The following is a 14,861-nucleotide window of genomic DNA, read 5'->3' on the forward strand; positions in this document are numbered from 1 at the left end:
GACTACGTCAAGAACATGATCACCGGTGCTGCCCAGATGGACGGCGCTATCCTGGTCTGTTCCGCTGCTGACGGCCCCATGCCGCAGACTCGCGAGCACATCCTGCTGTCCCGTCAGGTCGGCGTTCCGTTCATCGTTGTCTTCCTGAACAAGGCTGACATGGTCGATGACGAAGAACTGCTCGAGCTGGTCGAGATGGAAGTTCGTGAACTCCTGAGCGAGTACGACTTCCCGGGCGACGACACTCCGATCATCATCGGCTCTGCCCTGATGGCTCTGGAAGGCAAGGACGACAACGGCATGGGTACTACCGCCGTTGCCAACCTGATCAAGGCCCTGGATGCGTACATCCCGGAGCCGGAGCGTGCTATCGACCAGCCGTTCCTGATGCCGATCGAAGACGTCTTCTCCATCTCTGGCCGCGGTACCGTCGTCACTGGCCGTATCGAGCGTGGTCTGGTCAAGACTGGCGAAGAGATCGAGATCATCGGCGTGCGTGACACCACCAAGACTACCGTTACCGGTGTCGAGATGTTCCGCAAGCTGCTGGACGAAGGTCGTGCTGGCGAAAACGTCGGCGCCCTGCTGCGCGGCACCAAGCGTGATGACGTCGAGCGTGGCCAGGTTCTGGCCAAGCCGGGCTCCATCAAGCCGCACACCAAGTTCGAAGCCGAAGTCTACGTCCTGTCCAAGGAAGAAGGCGGTCGTCACACTCCGTTCTTCAAAGGCTATCGTCCGCAGTTCTACTTCCGTACCACTGACATCACTGGTACCTGTGAGCTGCCGGAAGGCGTCGAGATGGTCATGCCGGGCGACAACGTCCAGATGGTCGTGTCTCTGATCGCTCCGATCGCCATGGAAGATGGTCTGCGTTTCGCTATCCGTGAAGGCGGTCGTACCGTCGGCGCTGGCGTCGTGGCCAAAATCGTCGAGTAAGGTTCTCCTTACCTGACACAGAAGGGGGCCCTGATGGGCCCCCTTTTCTCGCATGTTTGACACCTGATGTCAGTCTGCCTATAATGCGCATCCTTTGAATGCGTGGGTGACGGCCTACGCCGTCGACATCCATTGGAGTTTTGGGCAATGCAAAACCAGAAGATTCGCATCCGGTTGAAAGCATTCGACCACCGTCTGATCGACCAGTCCTCTGCAGAGATCGTTGAAACTGCAAAGCGTACCGGTGCTCAGGTTCGTGGCCCGATCCCGCTGCCGACCCGTCGCGAGCGTTACACCATCCTGGTCTCTCCGCACGTCAACAAGGACGCGCGTGACCAGTATGAGATTCGTACCCACAAGCGCGTTCTCGACATCGTCGAGCCGACAGAGAAGACTGTCGACGCGCTGATGAAGCTTGACCTGGCTGCCGGTGTGGACGTCCAGATCAAGGTTGACTGATACCTCACTAGTCACTGCGGCCCAGCGCTCTCACTGATAGAGCAGCAGCCGCCACGCCGGGATGGCGTCATACAATGTGCTAGTGGAATGCTCTGGAAAGGGCAGCCATAGCGGGTGACAGCCCCGTACACTAAAGGAGACTGAACATGTCTATCGGTTTAGTCGGTAAGAAGGCCGGGATGACCCGTGTCTTCACCGAAGCTGGCGCCTCTGTGCCGGTTACCGTGATTGAAGTTGAGCCGAACCGCATCGTGACCATCAAGTCTCTCGAGACTGACGGCTACAATGCTATTCAGGTGACAACTGGCTCTCGTAAAGCCAAGCACCTCACCAAGGCAACTGCTGGTCAGTATGCCAAGGCGGGTGTTGAGGCTGGCCGTACCCTGATGGAATTCCGCCTGAACGAAGGCGACGAAGCTCCTGCAGTGGGCGGCGAACTCACCGTATCCCTCTTTGAAGCTGGTCAAAAGATTGACGTGACCGGCACCTCCAAGGGTAAAGGTTTCCAGGGCGCAGTTAAGCGCTGGAACTTCCGCACCCAAGACGCTACCCACGGTAACTCACTGTCGCACCGCGCGCCGGGTTCCATCGGTAACTGTCAGACCCCGGGCCGCGTCTTCAAAGGTAAGAAGATGGCTGGCCAGATGGGCAACGTCCGTTCCACCGTCCAGAGCCTGGAAGTGGTCCGCGTCGACGCTGAACGCAATCTTCTGCTGGTCAAGGGTGCCGTTCCAGGTGCTCCGGGCGGCGAAGTGATCGTGCGTTCCGCTGTGAAAGCTCGCTGAGGGGAATTAACCGATGAATCTTAATCTTGCAGGTGCAGGCGGCGCAGTAGACGTCTCCGATGCCACCTTTGGTAAGGACTTCAACGAGGCTCTGGTTCACCAGGTCGTCACCGCCTATCTGGCTGGTGCACGTCAAGGTACCGTGGCTCAGAAGACCCGTTCTGACGTGTCCGGCGGTGGCAAGAAGCCGTGGCGTCAGAAAGGTACTGGTCGTGCACGTGCCGGTACCATCCGTTCCCCGCTGTGGCGTTCTGGCGGTGTGACCTTTGCGGCGCGTCCTCAGGACCACTCGCACAAGGTCAACCGCAAGATGTATCGCGCTGCCATGCGTTCCATCCTGTCCGAGCTGGTCCGTCAGGATCGCCTGGTCGCGGTCGACGCTATCAGCGTCGAAGCTCCGAAGACCAAGCTGCTGATCGCCAAGCTCCAGGAACTGGGCCTTGAGAAAGCGCTGATCGTCACTGAAGAGCAGGACGTCAACCTGTACCTGGCCGCGCGCAACATCCCGTATGTTGACGTCGTCAATGTCGCTGGCGCTGACCCGGTCAGCCTCGTCGGTTACGACAAGGTGCTGATGACTGTCGCTGCCCTGCGCAAGTTCGAGGAGAACCTGGGATGAATCAGGAACGCGTATTCAAGGTCCTGCTTGGTCCTCACATGACCGAGAAGGCCGCGGTCGCTGCCGAGAACAACCAGTACGTGTTCAAGGTTGCCAGCGACGCGACAAAGCCCGAAATCAAGAAAGCCGTCGAAGCGCTGTTTGGTAAGAAAGTCGATCGTGTTCAGGTTCTGAACATGAAAGGCAAGACCAAGCGCACCGCTCGCGGTGTTGGTCGTCGCGCTGGTTATCGCAAGGCCTATGTAACTCTGGCCGCCGGCGAGACCATCGAAGACTTCTCTGGCGCCGAGTAAGGCAGGAGTACGGAACATGGCAATTGTTAAGACAAAACCTACCTCCGCCGGTCGCCGCCACCTGGTAAAGGTCGTCAATGACGAACTTTTCAAAGGTCGCGCGTACGCTCCGCTGCTTGAAAAGCAGTCAAAGTCCGGTGGTCGTAACAATAATGGTCGCATCACTACTCGCCACATCGGCGGTGGTCATCGTCACCATTACCGTCTGGTCGATTTCAAGCGCAACAAGGATGGCATTCCGGCCATCGTTGAGCGTCTGGAGTACGATCCGAACCGTAGCGCGAACATCGCGCTGGTGAAGTACCTTGACGGCGAACGTCGCTACATCATTGCACCGAAAGGTGTCTCTGCTGGCGATCGTCTCGAGTCTGGTGTTAACGCACCGATCAAGAAAGGCAACGCTCTGCCGCTGCGCAATGTCCCGGTGGGTTCCACCGTTCACTGTGTAGAGCTGAAGCCAGGCAAGGGCGCCCAGATCGCTCGTAGTGCAGGTACCAGTGCCCAGGTCGTGGCACGTGACGGTAACTACACCACGCTGCGTCTGCGCTCTGGCGAGATGCGTAAGGTGCTGTCCGAATGCCGTGCAACTCTCGGCGAAGTGGGCAACTCCGAGCACAGCCTCCGTCAACTGGGCAAGGCCGGTGCTAAGCGTTGGAGAGGCGTGCGCCCGACTGTTCGCGGTGTCGCGATGAACCCGGTCGATCACCCGCATGGTGGTGGTGAAGGTCGTACCTCTGGTGGCCGTCACCCGGTCAGCCCGTGGGGCGTCCCGACCAAGGGTCACAAGACTCGCAAGAACAAGCGCACCGATAAGCTTATCGTCCGTCGCCGCAAGGCCAAGTAACAGATATTGAGGGGTAACGGCTGTGCCACGTTCACTGAAGAAAGGTCCTTTTATTGACCTTCATCTGCTGAAGAAGGTTGAGACAGCAGTGGAAAAGAACGACCGCAAACCGATCAAGACCTGGTCGCGTCGTTCCATGATCCTGCCGAACATGGTCGGGCTCACCATTGCCGTCCATAACGGTCGCCAGCATGTCCCGGTTCTCGTTTCTGAGGAAATGGTCGGTCACAAGCTCGGCGAGTTTGCTGCCACCCGCACATACCGCGGGCACGCTGCAGATAAAAAAGCCAAACGGTAAGCCAGAGAGGATTTAAGAGATGGAAGTAGCTGCTAAGCTGCGCGGCGCTCGTTTATCCGCCCAGAAGGCCCGTTTGGTGGCTGACCAGGTGCGCGGTAAGCCGGTCGCCGAGGCGCTGAATCTGCTCGCTTTCTCACCGAAGAAGGCCGCGAAGATTGTTCGCAAGGTTCTGCAGTCCGCGATCGCGAATGCGGAAGAAAACAACGGCATGGACATTGACGAGCTTCGCGTCTCGACTATCTGTGTCGACGAGGGCATGACGCTCAAGCGCATCCAGCCACGTGCCAAAGGCCGTGCGGATCGTATCTTGAAGCGCACTTGTCATATCACCGTCAAGGTAGCCGAGAAGTAGGAGACGACCAATGGGTCAGAAAGTTAATCCGACAGGTTTCCGACTGGGTATTGTCAAGGATCATACCTCTGTCTGGTACGCCGAAGGCGCTACCTATGCCGACAAACTGAACAACGATCTGCAGGTGCGTGGATTCCTGGAAGAGCGTCTGAAAAGCGCTTCCGTGAGCCGCATCAGCATCGAGCGTCCGGCAAACAACGCCCGTATTACCATTCACACCGCCCGTCCGGGTATCGTGATCGGTAAGAAAGGTGAAGATGTCGACCGCCTTCGTCGTGAAGTTTCCGAGATGATGGGCGTTCCCGTCCACATCAACATCGAGGAGATTCGCAAGCCGGAACTCGATGCCAAGCTGGTTGCTGCCAATGTGGCAGGTCAGCTCGAGCGTCGTGTCATGTTCCGTCGTGCGATGAAGCGTGCTGTGCAGAACGCAATGCGTCTGGGCGCCAAGGGCATCAAGATTCAGCTCTCTGGTCGTCTCGGCGGTGCCGAAATCGCCCGTACCGAATGGTACCGCGAAGGCCGCGTTCCGCTTCACACCCTGCGTGCTGACATTGATTACTCCACCTTCGAAGCTCACACCACCTACGGCATCATTGGTGTCAAGGTCTGGATCTTCAAAGGCGAGATCCTCGGTGGCATCGAAGAGGTGCGAGCCAAGGCGAAGCAGCCCGCGTCCGCACCCAAGAAGAAAGGCAAGTAAGGGGGTAATCGATGTTACAGCCCAAGCGTATGAAATTCCGCAAGATGCAGAAAGGTCGCAACCGTGGCCTGGCGCATCGCGGAAGCAAGGTAAGCTTTGGTGAGTTTGGCCTGAAAGCCACCGGCCGTGGTCGTATCACCGCTCGTCAGATCGAAGCTGGCCGTCGTGCCATCACTCGTCACGTCAAGCGTGGCGGTAAGATCTGGATCCGTGTCTTCCCAGACAAGCCGATCTCCAACAAGCCGTTGGAAGTTCGTATGGGTAAAGGTAAGGGTTCTGTCGAGTACTGGGTCGCTCAGATCCAGCCCGGCAAGGTCCTCTACGAGATCGAAGGTGTGTCCGAAGAGCTGGCCCGTGAAGCATTTAGCCTGGCCGCTATGAAGATGCCGATCTCCACCACCTTTGTTAAGCGGACGGTGATGTGATGAAAGCCCAAGAACTCCGTGAAAAGTCAGTCGAGGCGCTCCAGGAGCAGTTGTTCGAACTGCTGCGTGAGCAATTCAATCTGCGCATGCAGAAGGCAACAGGCCAGCTGAGCCAGGTTCACCTGCTCAAGCAGACTCGTCGCCAAATTGCTCAGGTTAAGACTGTGCTCAACCAGAAGTCAGGTGAGTAAAATGGCCGAAGAAACTAAAGCACGCACACTCACCGGCAAGGTGGTGAGTGACAAGATGGAAAAATCCATCGTTGTCATGGTCGAGCGCCGTGAGCGTCACCCGATCTATGGCAAGTACCTGAGACGCTCCACCAAGCTGCACGCCCATGATGAGGCGAATCAGGCTCGGATCGGTGACACCGTCTCTATCGCCGAGACTCGTCCGCTGTCCAAGAAGAAAGCCTGGACCCTGGTCGAGGTGGTTGAACAGGCCAAGGGTTAATCCCTAGGCCAGTTCCCACCAGGCAGTCAGATTAGGTTTGGAGAAAACCGATGATTCAGACTCAGACAATGCTGGATGTCGCCGACAACAGTGGCGCGCGCCGGGTGCAATGCATCAAGGTGCTGGGTGGTTCACACCGCCGTTACGCTCGTGTTGGAGACATCATCAAGGTCACCGTCAAAGAAGCTATCCCGCGTGGCAAGGTCAAGAAAGGCCAGGTCATGAAGGCAGTGGTCGTTCGTACCAAAGCCGGTGTCCGTCGTAATGACGGTTCCGTGATCCGCTTCGACGGTAATGCGGCCGTTCTGTTGAACAACACCAACGAACAGCCGATCGGTACCCGTATCTTCGGCCCGGTTACCCGTGAACTTCGCAGTGAGAAGTTCATGAAGATCATTTCCCTGGCGCCCGAAGTGCTGTAAGGAGCGGAAGCGGATATGCAAAAGATCAAACGTGACGATGAAGTCATCGTCATCGCCGGGAAGGACAAGGGCAAGCGCGGTACCATCAGCAAGGTGCTGAAAGGTGAGCGTCTGCTCGTGTCCGGTGTGAATATGATCAAGCGTCACACCAAGCCCAACCCGATGCTGGGCACCCAGGGGGGTATCGTCGAGCGCGAGGCTCCGATTCACGCGTCCAACGTGGCCATCTTCAACCAGGAGACCGGCAAGGCGGATCGTGTCGGAATCCAGGTACAGGAAGACGGTACTAAGGTACGCATCTTTAAGTCGACTCAGAAGCTGATCGACGCCTAACGCGAGTCGGGTACAACATGGCGAACTTGAAAGAACGTTATCAGAACGAAGTGGCCGCCCAGCTTAAAGAGCAGTTCGGCTACGCCAATGTGATGCAGGTTCCCCGCATCACCAAGGTGACCCTGAACATGGGTATCGGTGAAGCCACCGCTGACAAGAAGCTGATCGACAACGCGTTTGCCGATCTCCAGATGCTTTCTGGTCAGAAGCCCATCGTCACCAAGGCACGCAAGTCCATCGCTGGCTTCAAAGTCCGCGAAGGATGGCCGATCGGTGTTAAGGTGACCCTGCGCAGCGATCGTATGTGGGACTTCCTGGACCGTCTCGTGAACGTGGCTATCCCGCGCGTTCGTGACTTCCGTGGTCTGAACCCGAAGTCCTTCGATGGCCGTGGAAACTACTCCATGGGTGTGCGTGAGCAGATCATCTTCCCGGAGATCGAGTATGATAAGATCGACCGGATTCGTGGCCTGGACATCACCATCACCACTAGCGCCAACACCGATGATGAAGGTCGTGCGTTGCTGGGCGCGCTGAACTTCCCGTTCAAGAAATAAGGGTGGATCATGGCAAAGAAAAGCATGGTTGAGCGCGAGCTCAAGCGCACCAAGCTGGTCGCTAAGTACGCCGCCAAACGCGACGCACTGAAGACCATCATCAACGACGTCAACGCTTCTGAAGAAGAGCGCTTCGACGCACAGCTGAAGCTGCAGCAGCTGCCGCGTGATGCCAGCCCGGTCCGTCAGCGTAACCGCTGCCGTATCACTGGCCGTCCGCACGGCTACTACAACAAGTTCGGCCTGAGCCGCAACAAGCTGCGTGAAGCCGCTATGCGTGGTGACGTGCCTGGTCTGACCAAGTCCAGCTGGTAACACCACTGCAAGAATTCAGGAGCGCAACGTAAATGAGCATGCAAGACACTCTGGCGGATATGTTCACTCGTATCCGCAATGCGCAGATGGCCACCAAGGAGACGGTTACCATGCCGTCTTCCAAGCTCAAGGTTGAAGTGGCCCGCGTATTGAAGGAAGAGGGTTATATTTCCGAGTTTGCCGTCGCAGAAGGCGCCAAGCCGGAACTGACCGTGACCCTCAAGTACTTCGAAGGCAAGTCGGTTATCGAGAGCATCAAGCGTATTTCCAAGCCGTCCCTGCGCCAGTACAAAGGCAAGGGTGAGCTTCCGAAAGTCGCAGATGGCCTGGGTATTGCGATCGTTTCCACCTCCCGGGGCGTGATGACCGATCGTGCGGCCCGTCAAGCTGGTGTCGGCGGCGAAGTCCTCTGCACCGTATTCTAGGAGTTTGGAATGTCCCGCGTAGCCAAGTATCCGGTTAAATTGCCGAACGGCGTCGAGGCAAAGCTCGACGGCGACAAGCTGACCGTGAAGGGCAGCAAAGGCCAGCTGGAACTGACCGTCCACCAGGACGTGGTCATCTCTATGGAAGAAGGTCAAATGACCTTCGCTCCGTCCGAGACCGCCAAGAACTGGGCAATGGTTGGTACCACTCGTGCTCTGGTCAACAACATGGTGTCTGGTGTTTCCGAAGGCTTCACCAAGTCTCTGGAAATCAATGGTGTGGGTTATCGTGCCCAGGCCAAAGGCCAGACAATCAACCTGACACTGGGCTTCTCACACCCGGTCGACTATGAACTGCCGGCAAGTGTTACGGCTGAAACGCCGAAGAACACTCAGATCGTCCTCACGTCTGCTGACAAGCAGGCTTTGGGTCAGGTCGCCGCAGAGATTCGCGCATTCCGTCCGCCGGAGCCCTACAAGGGCAAAGGTATTCGGTACAGCGACGAAGTCGTCCGTCGTAAAGAAGCCAAGAAGAAGTAAGGCAGGGTTATGAACGCGAAGAAAGAATCTCGTCTCCGTCGTGCCCGCCGCGCTCGTGCGAAAATCCGCGAGCTGGGCGTGTTTCGCCTGTGCGTGAACCGCACCCCGCGTCACATCTACGCGCAGATCATCTCGCCGGATGGCGGCCAGGTCCTGGCCACCGCATCCACGCTCGACAAGAGCCTGCGCGAAGGTTCTACCGGTAACTCGGACTCCGCCGCCAAGGTGGGTGCTCTGATTGCCGAGCGCGCGAAGGAAGCGGGTATCAAGCAAGTGGCTTTCGATCGCTCCGGGTACAAGTACCACGGTCGCGTGAAGGCCCTGGCCGATGCCGCACGTGAAGGCGGCCTGGAATTCTAAAGGGTTTTACGATGGCGAATATCGAACAGAAGGGCGGTGACCTGCAAGAGAAGCTCGTGCAGATCAACCGCGTCGCCAAGGTAGTCAAGGGCGGCCGTATCTTCGGTTTCACCGCTCTGACTGTCGTTGGTGACGGCAATGGTCGTGTTGGCTTCGGCCGTGGCAAGGCGCGTGAAGTGCCGGTCGCGATCCAGAAGGCAATGGACCAAGCTCGTCGCAACATGATCAAGGTTGACCTGAAGGGCCACACCCTGCAGTACCCGGTGAAGGCTCGTCACGGCGCATCCAAGATCTACATGCAGCCAGCGTCCGAAGGTACCGGCATCATTGCCGGCGGTGCGATGCGTTCCGTGCTCGAACTGGCAGGCGTCCATGACGTCCTGGCCAAGTGCTACGGTTCCACCAATCCGGTCAACGTGGTGCGCGCGACCATCAACGGTCTCGCTGCCATGAAATCTCCGGAAGACATCGCCGCCAAGCGTGGCCTGTCTGTCGACAAGATTGCGGGGTAAGGCACCATGGCAGCTAAGATCACGGTAACCCAGATCCGCAGCACCATCGGCGTCCTCGAAAAGCACAAGGCCACTATGAAAGGTCTTGGCCTGCGCCGCATCGGTCACACTGTCGAGCTGGAAGACACCCCCGCGGTACGCGGCATGATCAACAAGGTTCACTACCTTGTCCGTGTTGAGGGAGAGTAATCCATGAAATTGAATACCCTGAGTCCGGCCCCGGGCTCCAAGCACGCTGCAAAGCGTGTCGGTCGTGGTATCGGCTCCGGTCTTGGTAAGACCGGCGGTCGTGGCCACAAGGGCCAGAAGTCCCGTTCCGGTGGCAGCGTCAAGCCGGGCTTCGAAGGCGGTCAGATGCCTATGCAGCGTCGCCTGCCGAAGTTTGGTTTCACTTCCGCGAAGTCTCTGATTTCCGAAGAAGTGCGCCTGAGCGAACTGGCACTGGTAGACGGCGAGATCGTCGACCTCGAAACGCTGAAGAAGGCCAACGTGCTTCGTGATTCCACGAAGTTCGCGAAGGTCATGCTCTCCGGCGAACTGGACAAGGCAGTCACGGTTCGCGGCATTAAGGTCACCAAGGGTGCCCGTGCTGCGATCGAAGCTGCCGGTGGCAAGGTAGAGGACTAAATGGCTAAGTCAGGAAACGTACCGGCGATGCAGGGAAGTGGGTTGAGCGAACTCTGGGCGCGTTTGCGCTTCGTGTTCATCGCCATCGTGGTGTACCGAATCGGTGCACACATCCCCGTTCCCGGTATCAATCCTGACCAGCTTGCTGCCTTGTTCAGGGAAAACCAGGGCACCATCCTGAGCATGTTCAACATGTTCTCCGGTGGTGCACTGGAGCGAATGAGTATCTTCGCGCTGGGCATCATGCCCTACATATCCGCGTCGATCATCATGCAGCTCCTGACGGTGGTCTCGCCTCAGCTTGAGCAGTTGAAAAAGGAAGGCGAGGCCGGCCGTCGCAAGATCAGCCAGTACACGCGCTACGGCACGGTAGTACTGGCCCTGGTCCAATCGATCGGCATGGCAGTCGGACTGGTCGGAAACGGTGTCGCCTATTCCGCTGACTTCAGCTTCTACTTCACCGCCGTGAGTACGTTCGTGGCTGGTGCGGTGTTCCTGATGTGGCTGGGAGAGCAGATCACCGAGAAGGGTATCGGCAACGGGATCTCACTGATCATCTTTGCTGGTATTGTCGCCGGGCTGCCGAGTGCCATCGGCCAGTCTTTCGAACTGGCGCGCAATGATGGTGCCTGGAATGTGCTTCCGCTGCTGGCGCTGACGCTGCTCGCAGTCATTACCGTTGCCTTCGTGGTGTTCATCGAACGCGGCCAACGCCGCATCACGGTGAACTATCCGCGCCGTCAGGTTGGCAACAAGATGTATGCAGGTCAGAGCAGCTACTTGCCGATGAAGGTCAACATGGCCGGGGTCATCCCGCCGATCTTCGCGTCAAGCATCCTGCTGTTCCCTGCGTCGATGGGTCAATGGTTTGGCCAGAGTGAAAGCATGCAATGGTTGCAGACGGCATCTCAGGCTCTCGGGCCGGGTCAGCCACTGTATATCTTGCTTTTCGCTGCCGCTGTAGTATTCTTCTGCTTCTTCTACACGGCGCTGGTCTTCAATCCGAAGGATGTTGCTGACAACCTCAAGAAGTCAGGAGCGTTTCTGCCGGGTATTCGCCCAGGCGAACAGACCGCCCGTTACATCGATAAGGTGATGACTCGCCTGACGCTGTTCGGCGCCCTCTACATCACCCTAGTCTCCCTGATGCCTCAATTCCTCGTTGTTGCATGGCAGGTTCCGTTCTATTTCGGCGGCACCTCTCTGCTCATCGTGGTCGTGGTGGTCATGGACTTCATGGCCCAGGTGCAGTCGCATCTGATGTCAAATCAGTATGCGTCGGTGATGAAGAAGGCCAACCTCAAAGGCTATGGCAGCGGTGGCATGATGCGCTGATTGCGCAGCCCCTGTTAGCAAACTGGAGAGAACGATGAAAGTTCGAGCTTCCGTCAAGAAAATTTGCCGTAACTGCAAGATCATTCGGCGTCGTGGCGCAGTGCGGGTCATCTGCACTGAGCCCCGCCACAAGCAGCGTCAGGGTTAATTCCCTCGACCCGCTTAGCTGAATACAAGCTCGGGTGCTGGCATACCCCCTTGTTCCCAATGGGATCAAGGGGTATGCTATTGCGCCCTTTGTGGATGTAAAATCCGCCGCTAACCTTTCGGAGAAAACTGATGGCCCGTATTGCTGGCGTCAATATCCCGGACAACAAGCACGCGGCGATCTCGCTGACTTATATCTTCGGGATTGGCCGTACGCGTGCACAGCAGATCTGCGCCGCTCTCGGTTTAGAACCGAGCGTCAAGATCGCTGATCTGTCTGTTGAACAACTGGACCTGGTTCGTGCCGAGGTGGGTAAGTACACCGTCGAAGGCGACCTGCGTCGTGAGATCACGCTGAACATCAAGCGTCTCATGGACCTCGGTTGCTATCGTGGCCTGCGCCATCGTCGTGGTCTTCCGTTGCGCGGTCAGCGCACCAAGACCAACGCACGTACACGCAAAGGTCCGCGTAAACCGATTCGCAAGTAAACGAACTGGCGTTTAGACAGGAAACATCTAATGGCTAACCCGAGTAAGCGCAAGAAGGTTAAAAAGCAGGTAGTGGATGCCATCGCGCATATCCACGCCTCTTTTAACAACACTATCGTGACGATCACAGACCGCCAGGGCAATGCTCTTTCCTGGGCAACTGCCGGTGGTTCGGGTTTTCGTGGTTCTCGCAAGAGCACCCCGTTCGCTGCGCAAGTCGCAAGTGAACGTGCAGCGACCGCTGCAGCCGAATATGGTGTGAAGAACGTCGACGTGCTGGTCAAGGGCCCGGGTCCGGGTCGTGAGTCCGCCGTGCGTGCTCTCAATGCCGCAGGCTTCCGCGTGCAAAGCATCACCGACGTGACCCCCATCCCGCATAATGGGTGCCGTCCGCCGAAGAAACGCCGCGTTTAAGGAGACAGACTCATGGCTCGTTATATTGGACCGAAGTGCAAACTGTCTCGTCGTGAAGGCACCGACCTCTTCCTGAAGAGTGGCGTGACTCCGTTCGAGAAGAAGTGCAAATCCGAACAACCCCCGGGTGTTCATGGCCAGCGCCGTCAGCGTCTTTCAGACTACGGCCTGCAGCTGCGTGAAAAGCAGAAGGTACGTCGCATGTACGGCGTGCTGGAAAAGCAATTCCGCAACTACTACAAAGAAGCCGCTCGCCTCAAGGGTGCGACCGGTGAGGTTCTGCTCCAGCTCCTCGAGACTCGTCTCGACAACGTCGTCTACCGCATGGGCTTCGGCTCCACGCGTTCCGAGGCACGTCAGCTGGTCAGCCACAAGGCGATCGCCGTGAACGGCCGTACCGTCAACGTTGCTTCCTTCAAAGTGAAGGCTGGCGATGTGGTCACCGTTCGTGAGAAGGCCAAGAACCAGGCTCGCATCCAGCAGTCTCTGGCACTCGCTGCCAACCGCGGTGATGTCTCCTGGGTCGACGTCGACTCCAAGAAGATGGAAGGCACTTTCAAGGCTGTCCCCGAGCGTGGCGACCTGTCTGCCGATATCAACGAAAACCTGATCGTCGAGCTGTACTCCAAGTAATGTAACGCCGGGCCGATTCGTCGGCCCGGCTGGAGTACCCAGATTATCCGTTTGGCAGCCTTAAAGGTGTTCTTATGCAGCGCTCAGTGACAGAGTTTCTCCGTCCTCGCGATATCAAGGTCGAGGAAGTCAGCGCCCATCACGCGCGAATCGTCCTCGAACCCTTCGAGCGTGGTTTCGGCCACACCCTGGGGAATGCTCTGCGTCGCATCCTGCTTTCTTCCATGCCCGGCTGTGCCGTCGTGGAAGCTGAGATCGAAGGCGTTCTGCACGAGTACAGCGCCATTGAAGGGGTGCAGGAGGATGTAATCGAAATCCTGCTGAACCTCAAGGACGTGGCCATCAAGATGCATGGTCGCGACGAAGCTGTGCTGGCGCTGAACAAGAAGGGCCCGGGTATCGTGACTGCTGGCGACATCGCTGGCGACCACGATCTCGAAATCGTGAATCCGGATCACGTCATCGCTCACCTCAATGATGGTGGCGAGCTGAAGATGCAGCTCAAGATCGCTCGTGGCCGCGGCTACGAAGCGGCAGATGCTCGCATCTCTGCTGATGACGAATCACGTGCCATTGGCCGCCTCCAGCTGGATGCGACCTTTACCCCGGTTCGTCGGGTCTCCTATGCCGTCGAGGCTGCGCGTGTTGAACAGCGCACCAACCTCGACAAGCTGGTGATCGACCTGGAAACCGACGGCACACTGGATCCGGAAGAAGCGATCCGCCGCTCCGCAACTATCCTGCAGGAGCAGCTGGCCGCCTTCGTTGATCTGGAAGCAGACAAGGAACAGGAAGTCGAAGAAGAGGAAGATCAAATCGATCCGATCCTTCTCCGTCCCGTAGACGATCTTGAGCTGACTGTTCGCAGTGCGAACTGTCTCAAGGCCGAGAATATCTATTACATCGGTGATCTCATTCAGCGCACCGAAGTTGAGCTGCTGAAGACCCCGAATCTCGGCAAGAAGTCCTTGAATGAAATCAAGGACGTGCTGTCCGCGCGTGGTCTGTCCCTCGGCATGCGGTTGGAAAACTGGCCGCCCGCAAGCCTGAAGGACGACAAGGCTTCCGCTTAAGGAAGCCCGGTCGGCTCAAGCCCCAGACTGGTAAGGAATCACAACCATGCGTCATCGTAAGAGTGGTCGTCACCTGAACCGTACCAGCTCTCACCGTGAAGCCATGTTCAAGAACATGTGCATCTCTCTGGTAGAGCACGAAGTCATCAAGACTACCCTGCCGAAAGCCAAGGAACTGCGTCGTCATATCGAGCCGCTGATCACCCTGGCCAAGCAGGACACCGTTGCGAACCGCCGTTTGGCGTTCTCTCGCACGCGCTCCAAGGAAGCGGTCGGCAAGCTCTTCAATGAGCTCGGCCCGCGCTACACCTCCCGTCCGGGCGGTTACCTGCGCATCCTGAAGTGCGGCTATCGCGCCGGTGACAATGCCCCGATGGCATTCGTCGAGCTGGTCGATCGTCCGGTTGCCTCCGAGGCAGCGGGCGAAGAGTAAGCTTCGGCTTGCTTCGTCCACAAGAAAAGGCCAACCCTCACGGGTTGGCCTTTTTTTATGCCTGGCAGTTGGCCGGGTG

General features: G+C 57.7%; 29 protein-coding genes. All 29 read left to right on the plus strand.

Going from position 1 to position 14,861, the window contains the following annotated elements; genetic code table 11:
• The coding region (gene tuf / locus AC4FAH_RS08895) for an elongation factor Tu (RefSeq protein WP_490245919.1) at positions 1 to 936 on the plus strand (936 nt) is incomplete at its 5' end.
• Positions 937 to 1,083: 147 nt separating this feature from the next.
• The gene (gene rpsJ, locus AC4FAH_RS08900; protein WP_024950650.1) at positions 1,084 to 1,395 is read left to right on the plus strand and encodes a 30S ribosomal protein S10; all 312 of its coding nucleotides are present in this window, start codon (positions 1,084 to 1,086) and stop codon (positions 1,393 to 1,395) included.
• Between the two features lie 146 nt (positions 1,396 to 1,541).
• Positions 1,542 to 2,180 (plus strand): 50S ribosomal protein L3, encoded by a 639-nt coding sequence (gene rplC, locus AC4FAH_RS08905; RefSeq protein ID WP_024950651.1) that lies wholly within the window; start codon positions 1,542 to 1,544, stop codon positions 2,178 to 2,180.
• 13 nt (positions 2,181 to 2,193) lie between these two features.
• The gene (gene rplD / locus AC4FAH_RS08910) at positions 2,194 to 2,799 is read left to right on the plus strand and encodes a 50S ribosomal protein L4 (protein WP_054556901.1); all 606 of its coding nucleotides are present in this window, start codon (positions 2,194 to 2,196) and stop codon (positions 2,797 to 2,799) included.
• Positions 2,796 to 3,092 (plus strand): 50S ribosomal protein L23, encoded by a 297-nt coding sequence (gene rplW, locus AC4FAH_RS08915; protein ID WP_043334865.1) that lies wholly within the window; start codon positions 2,796 to 2,798, stop codon positions 3,090 to 3,092. The genes rplD and rplW overlap by 4 nt, the downstream gene beginning before the upstream one ends.
• Before the next feature lie 16 nt (positions 3,093 to 3,108).
• Positions 3,109 to 3,936: a 50S ribosomal protein L2 gene (gene rplB / locus AC4FAH_RS08920; RefSeq protein WP_043334862.1), complete on the plus strand. Its 828-nt coding sequence runs from the start codon at positions 3,109 to 3,111 to the stop codon at positions 3,934 to 3,936.
• Between the two features lie 22 nt (positions 3,937 to 3,958).
• Positions 3,959 to 4,234 carry a 30S ribosomal protein S19 gene (gene rpsS / locus AC4FAH_RS08925; RefSeq protein WP_024950655.1) on the plus strand — a complete coding sequence of 92 codons (276 nt, stop codon included), beginning with the start codon at positions 3,959 to 3,961 and terminating at the stop codon, positions 4,232 to 4,234.
• Positions 4,235 to 4,253: 19 nt separating this feature from the next.
• Positions 4,254 to 4,586 (plus strand): 50S ribosomal protein L22, encoded by a 333-nt coding sequence (rplV, locus tag AC4FAH_RS08930; protein ID WP_043334859.1) that lies wholly within the window; start codon positions 4,254 to 4,256, stop codon positions 4,584 to 4,586.
• Positions 4,587 to 4,596: 10 nt separating this feature from the next.
• Entirely contained in the window at positions 4,597 to 5,289 is a 693-nt protein-coding gene (gene rpsC / locus AC4FAH_RS08935; protein ID WP_043334856.1) for a 30S ribosomal protein S3, read from the plus strand.
• Positions 5,290 to 5,300: 11 nt separating this feature from the next.
• Positions 5,301 to 5,714, plus strand: coding sequence for a 50S ribosomal protein L16 (gene rplP / locus AC4FAH_RS08940; RefSeq protein ID WP_043334854.1), 414 nt, complete (start codon positions 5,301 to 5,303; stop codon positions 5,712 to 5,714).
• Positions 5,714 to 5,905: a 50S ribosomal protein L29 gene (gene rpmC / locus AC4FAH_RS08945; RefSeq protein ID WP_024950659.1), complete on the plus strand. Its 192-nt coding sequence runs from the start codon at positions 5,714 to 5,716 to the stop codon at positions 5,903 to 5,905. Before rplP ends, rpmC begins: the two co-directional genes overlap by 1 nt.
• A 1-nt stretch (position 5,906) precedes the next feature.
• Positions 5,907 to 6,167 carry a 30S ribosomal protein S17 gene (rpsQ, locus tag AC4FAH_RS08950; RefSeq protein ID WP_043334852.1) on the plus strand — a complete coding sequence of 87 codons (261 nt, stop codon included), beginning with the start codon at positions 5,907 to 5,909 and terminating at the stop codon, positions 6,165 to 6,167.
• Between the two features lie 50 nt (positions 6,168 to 6,217).
• Entirely contained in the window at positions 6,218 to 6,589 is a 372-nt protein-coding gene (gene rplN / locus AC4FAH_RS08955) for a 50S ribosomal protein L14 (RefSeq protein ID WP_043334850.1), read from the plus strand.
• Between the two features lie 15 nt (positions 6,590 to 6,604).
• On the plus strand, positions 6,605 to 6,922 hold the full coding sequence (gene rplX / locus AC4FAH_RS08960) for a 50S ribosomal protein L24 (protein ID WP_043334846.1): 318 nt from the start codon (positions 6,605 to 6,607) through the stop codon (positions 6,920 to 6,922).
• A 17-nt stretch (positions 6,923 to 6,939) separates the two neighbouring features.
• Positions 6,940 to 7,479 (plus strand): 50S ribosomal protein L5, encoded by a 540-nt coding sequence (gene rplE, locus AC4FAH_RS08965; RefSeq protein WP_043334844.1) that lies wholly within the window; start codon positions 6,940 to 6,942, stop codon positions 7,477 to 7,479.
• A 9-nt stretch (positions 7,480 to 7,488) separates the two neighbouring features.
• On the plus strand, positions 7,489 to 7,794 hold the full coding sequence (rpsN, locus tag AC4FAH_RS08970) for a 30S ribosomal protein S14 (protein WP_043334842.1): 306 nt from the start codon (positions 7,489 to 7,491) through the stop codon (positions 7,792 to 7,794).
• A gap of 32 nt (positions 7,795 to 7,826) precedes the next feature.
• Positions 7,827 to 8,219 carry a 30S ribosomal protein S8 gene (gene rpsH, locus AC4FAH_RS08975; RefSeq protein WP_043334840.1) on the plus strand — a complete coding sequence of 131 codons (393 nt, stop codon included), beginning with the start codon at positions 7,827 to 7,829 and terminating at the stop codon, positions 8,217 to 8,219.
• 9 nt (positions 8,220 to 8,228) lie between these two features.
• Positions 8,229 to 8,759 (plus strand): 50S ribosomal protein L6, encoded by a 531-nt coding sequence (gene rplF / locus AC4FAH_RS08980; protein WP_166020051.1) that lies wholly within the window; start codon positions 8,229 to 8,231, stop codon positions 8,757 to 8,759.
• Positions 8,760 to 8,768: 9 nt separating this feature from the next.
• The gene (gene rplR, locus AC4FAH_RS08985; protein WP_024950667.1) at positions 8,769 to 9,119 is read left to right on the plus strand and encodes a 50S ribosomal protein L18; all 351 of its coding nucleotides are present in this window, start codon (positions 8,769 to 8,771) and stop codon (positions 9,117 to 9,119) included.
• An 11-nt stretch (positions 9,120 to 9,130) separates the two neighbouring features.
• Complete coding sequence (gene rpsE / locus AC4FAH_RS08990) at positions 9,131 to 9,631, plus strand: 30S ribosomal protein S5 (RefSeq protein WP_054556902.1); 501 nt, start codon at positions 9,131 to 9,133, stop codon at positions 9,629 to 9,631.
• Between the two features lie 6 nt (positions 9,632 to 9,637).
• Positions 9,638 to 9,820: a 50S ribosomal protein L30 gene (gene rpmD / locus AC4FAH_RS08995; RefSeq protein WP_024950669.1), complete on the plus strand. Its 183-nt coding sequence runs from the start codon at positions 9,638 to 9,640 to the stop codon at positions 9,818 to 9,820.
• Positions 9,821 to 9,823: 3 nt separating this feature from the next.
• The gene (gene rplO / locus AC4FAH_RS09000; protein WP_043334834.1) at positions 9,824 to 10,258 is read left to right on the plus strand and encodes a 50S ribosomal protein L15; all 435 of its coding nucleotides are present in this window, start codon (positions 9,824 to 9,826) and stop codon (positions 10,256 to 10,258) included.
• Positions 10,259 to 11,593: a preprotein translocase subunit SecY gene (gene secY / locus AC4FAH_RS09005; RefSeq protein ID WP_043334831.1), complete on the plus strand. Its 1,335-nt coding sequence runs from the start codon at positions 10,259 to 10,261 to the stop codon at positions 11,591 to 11,593.
• A 34-nt stretch (positions 11,594 to 11,627) separates the two neighbouring features.
• Entirely contained in the window at positions 11,628 to 11,741 is a 114-nt protein-coding gene (rpmJ, locus tag AC4FAH_RS09010; protein ID WP_077373351.1) for a 50S ribosomal protein L36, read from the plus strand.
• Between the two features lie 131 nt (positions 11,742 to 11,872).
• A complete protein-coding gene (rpsM, locus tag AC4FAH_RS09015; protein ID WP_024950672.1) occupies positions 11,873 to 12,229 on the plus strand; it encodes a 30S ribosomal protein S13 in 357 nt (118 codons plus the stop codon).
• 30 nt (positions 12,230 to 12,259) lie between these two features.
• Positions 12,260 to 12,643: a 30S ribosomal protein S11 gene (gene rpsK, locus AC4FAH_RS09020; RefSeq protein ID WP_043334827.1), complete on the plus strand. Its 384-nt coding sequence runs from the start codon at positions 12,260 to 12,262 to the stop codon at positions 12,641 to 12,643.
• A 12-nt stretch (positions 12,644 to 12,655) separates the two neighbouring features.
• Positions 12,656 to 13,276 (plus strand): 30S ribosomal protein S4, encoded by a 621-nt coding sequence (rpsD, locus tag AC4FAH_RS09025; RefSeq protein WP_043334824.1) that lies wholly within the window; start codon positions 12,656 to 12,658, stop codon positions 13,274 to 13,276.
• 74 nt (positions 13,277 to 13,350) lie between these two features.
• On the plus strand, positions 13,351 to 14,349 hold the full coding sequence (locus AC4FAH_RS09030; protein ID WP_043334822.1) for a DNA-directed RNA polymerase subunit alpha: 999 nt from the start codon (positions 13,351 to 13,353) through the stop codon (positions 14,347 to 14,349).
• A gap of 46 nt (positions 14,350 to 14,395) precedes the next feature.
• A complete protein-coding gene (gene rplQ, locus AC4FAH_RS09035) occupies positions 14,396 to 14,782 on the plus strand; it encodes a 50S ribosomal protein L17 (RefSeq protein ID WP_043334820.1) in 387 nt (128 codons plus the stop codon).
• The last annotated feature ends 79 nt before the right edge of the window (positions 14,783 to 14,861 follow it).

The sequence above is a fragment of the Cobetia sp. genome, assembly GCF_983723665.1.

What these genes read in the sequence shown, in the direction of transcription:
- rpsJ (WP_024950650.1), top strand. Translation starts at nt 1,084, where the DNA reads ATGCAAAACCAGAAGATTCGCATCCGGTTGAAAGCATTCGACCACCGT.
- rplC (WP_024950651.1), top strand. Translation starts at nt 1,542, where the DNA reads ATGTCTATCGGTTTAGTCGGTAAGAAGGCCGGGATGACCCGTGTCTTC.
- rplD (WP_054556901.1), top strand. Translation starts at nt 2,194, where the DNA reads ATGAATCTTAATCTTGCAGGTGCAGGCGGCGCAGTAGACGTCTCCGAT.
- rplW (WP_043334865.1), top strand. Translation starts at nt 2,796, where the DNA reads ATGAATCAGGAACGCGTATTCAAGGTCCTGCTTGGTCCTCACATGACC.
- rplB (WP_043334862.1), top strand. Translation starts at nt 3,109, where the DNA reads ATGGCAATTGTTAAGACAAAACCTACCTCCGCCGGTCGCCGCCACCTG.
- rplV (WP_043334859.1), top strand. Translation starts at nt 4,254, where the DNA reads ATGGAAGTAGCTGCTAAGCTGCGCGGCGCTCGTTTATCCGCCCAGAAG.
- rpsC (WP_043334856.1), top strand. Translation starts at nt 4,597, where the DNA reads ATGGGTCAGAAAGTTAATCCGACAGGTTTCCGACTGGGTATTGTCAAG.
- rplP (WP_043334854.1), top strand. Translation starts at nt 5,301, where the DNA reads ATGTTACAGCCCAAGCGTATGAAATTCCGCAAGATGCAGAAAGGTCGC.
- rpmC (WP_024950659.1), top strand. Translation starts at nt 5,714, where the DNA reads ATGAAAGCCCAAGAACTCCGTGAAAAGTCAGTCGAGGCGCTCCAGGAG.
- rpsQ (WP_043334852.1), top strand. Translation starts at nt 5,907, where the DNA reads ATGGCCGAAGAAACTAAAGCACGCACACTCACCGGCAAGGTGGTGAGT.
- rplN (WP_043334850.1), top strand. Translation starts at nt 6,218, where the DNA reads ATGATTCAGACTCAGACAATGCTGGATGTCGCCGACAACAGTGGCGCG.
- rplX (WP_043334846.1), top strand. Translation starts at nt 6,605, where the DNA reads ATGCAAAAGATCAAACGTGACGATGAAGTCATCGTCATCGCCGGGAAG.
- rplE (WP_043334844.1), top strand. Translation starts at nt 6,940, where the DNA reads ATGGCGAACTTGAAAGAACGTTATCAGAACGAAGTGGCCGCCCAGCTT.
- rpsN (WP_043334842.1), top strand. Translation starts at nt 7,489, where the DNA reads ATGGCAAAGAAAAGCATGGTTGAGCGCGAGCTCAAGCGCACCAAGCTG.
- rpsH (WP_043334840.1), top strand. Translation starts at nt 7,827, where the DNA reads ATGAGCATGCAAGACACTCTGGCGGATATGTTCACTCGTATCCGCAAT.
- rplF (WP_166020051.1), top strand. Translation starts at nt 8,229, where the DNA reads ATGTCCCGCGTAGCCAAGTATCCGGTTAAATTGCCGAACGGCGTCGAG.
- rplR (WP_024950667.1), top strand. Translation starts at nt 8,769, where the DNA reads ATGAACGCGAAGAAAGAATCTCGTCTCCGTCGTGCCCGCCGCGCTCGT.
- rpsE (WP_054556902.1), top strand. Translation starts at nt 9,131, where the DNA reads ATGGCGAATATCGAACAGAAGGGCGGTGACCTGCAAGAGAAGCTCGTG.
- rpmD (WP_024950669.1), top strand. Translation starts at nt 9,638, where the DNA reads ATGGCAGCTAAGATCACGGTAACCCAGATCCGCAGCACCATCGGCGTC.
- rplO (WP_043334834.1), top strand. Translation starts at nt 9,824, where the DNA reads ATGAAATTGAATACCCTGAGTCCGGCCCCGGGCTCCAAGCACGCTGCA.
- secY (WP_043334831.1), top strand. Translation starts at nt 10,259, where the DNA reads ATGGCTAAGTCAGGAAACGTACCGGCGATGCAGGGAAGTGGGTTGAGC.
- rpmJ (WP_077373351.1), top strand. Translation starts at nt 11,628, where the DNA reads ATGAAAGTTCGAGCTTCCGTCAAGAAAATTTGCCGTAACTGCAAGATC.
- rpsM (WP_024950672.1), top strand. Translation starts at nt 11,873, where the DNA reads ATGGCCCGTATTGCTGGCGTCAATATCCCGGACAACAAGCACGCGGCG.
- rpsK (WP_043334827.1), top strand. Translation starts at nt 12,260, where the DNA reads ATGGCTAACCCGAGTAAGCGCAAGAAGGTTAAAAAGCAGGTAGTGGAT.
- rpsD (WP_043334824.1), top strand. Translation starts at nt 12,656, where the DNA reads ATGGCTCGTTATATTGGACCGAAGTGCAAACTGTCTCGTCGTGAAGGC.
- AC4FAH_RS09030 (WP_043334822.1), top strand. Translation starts at nt 13,351, where the DNA reads ATGCAGCGCTCAGTGACAGAGTTTCTCCGTCCTCGCGATATCAAGGTC.
- rplQ (WP_043334820.1), top strand. Translation starts at nt 14,396, where the DNA reads ATGCGTCATCGTAAGAGTGGTCGTCACCTGAACCGTACCAGCTCTCAC.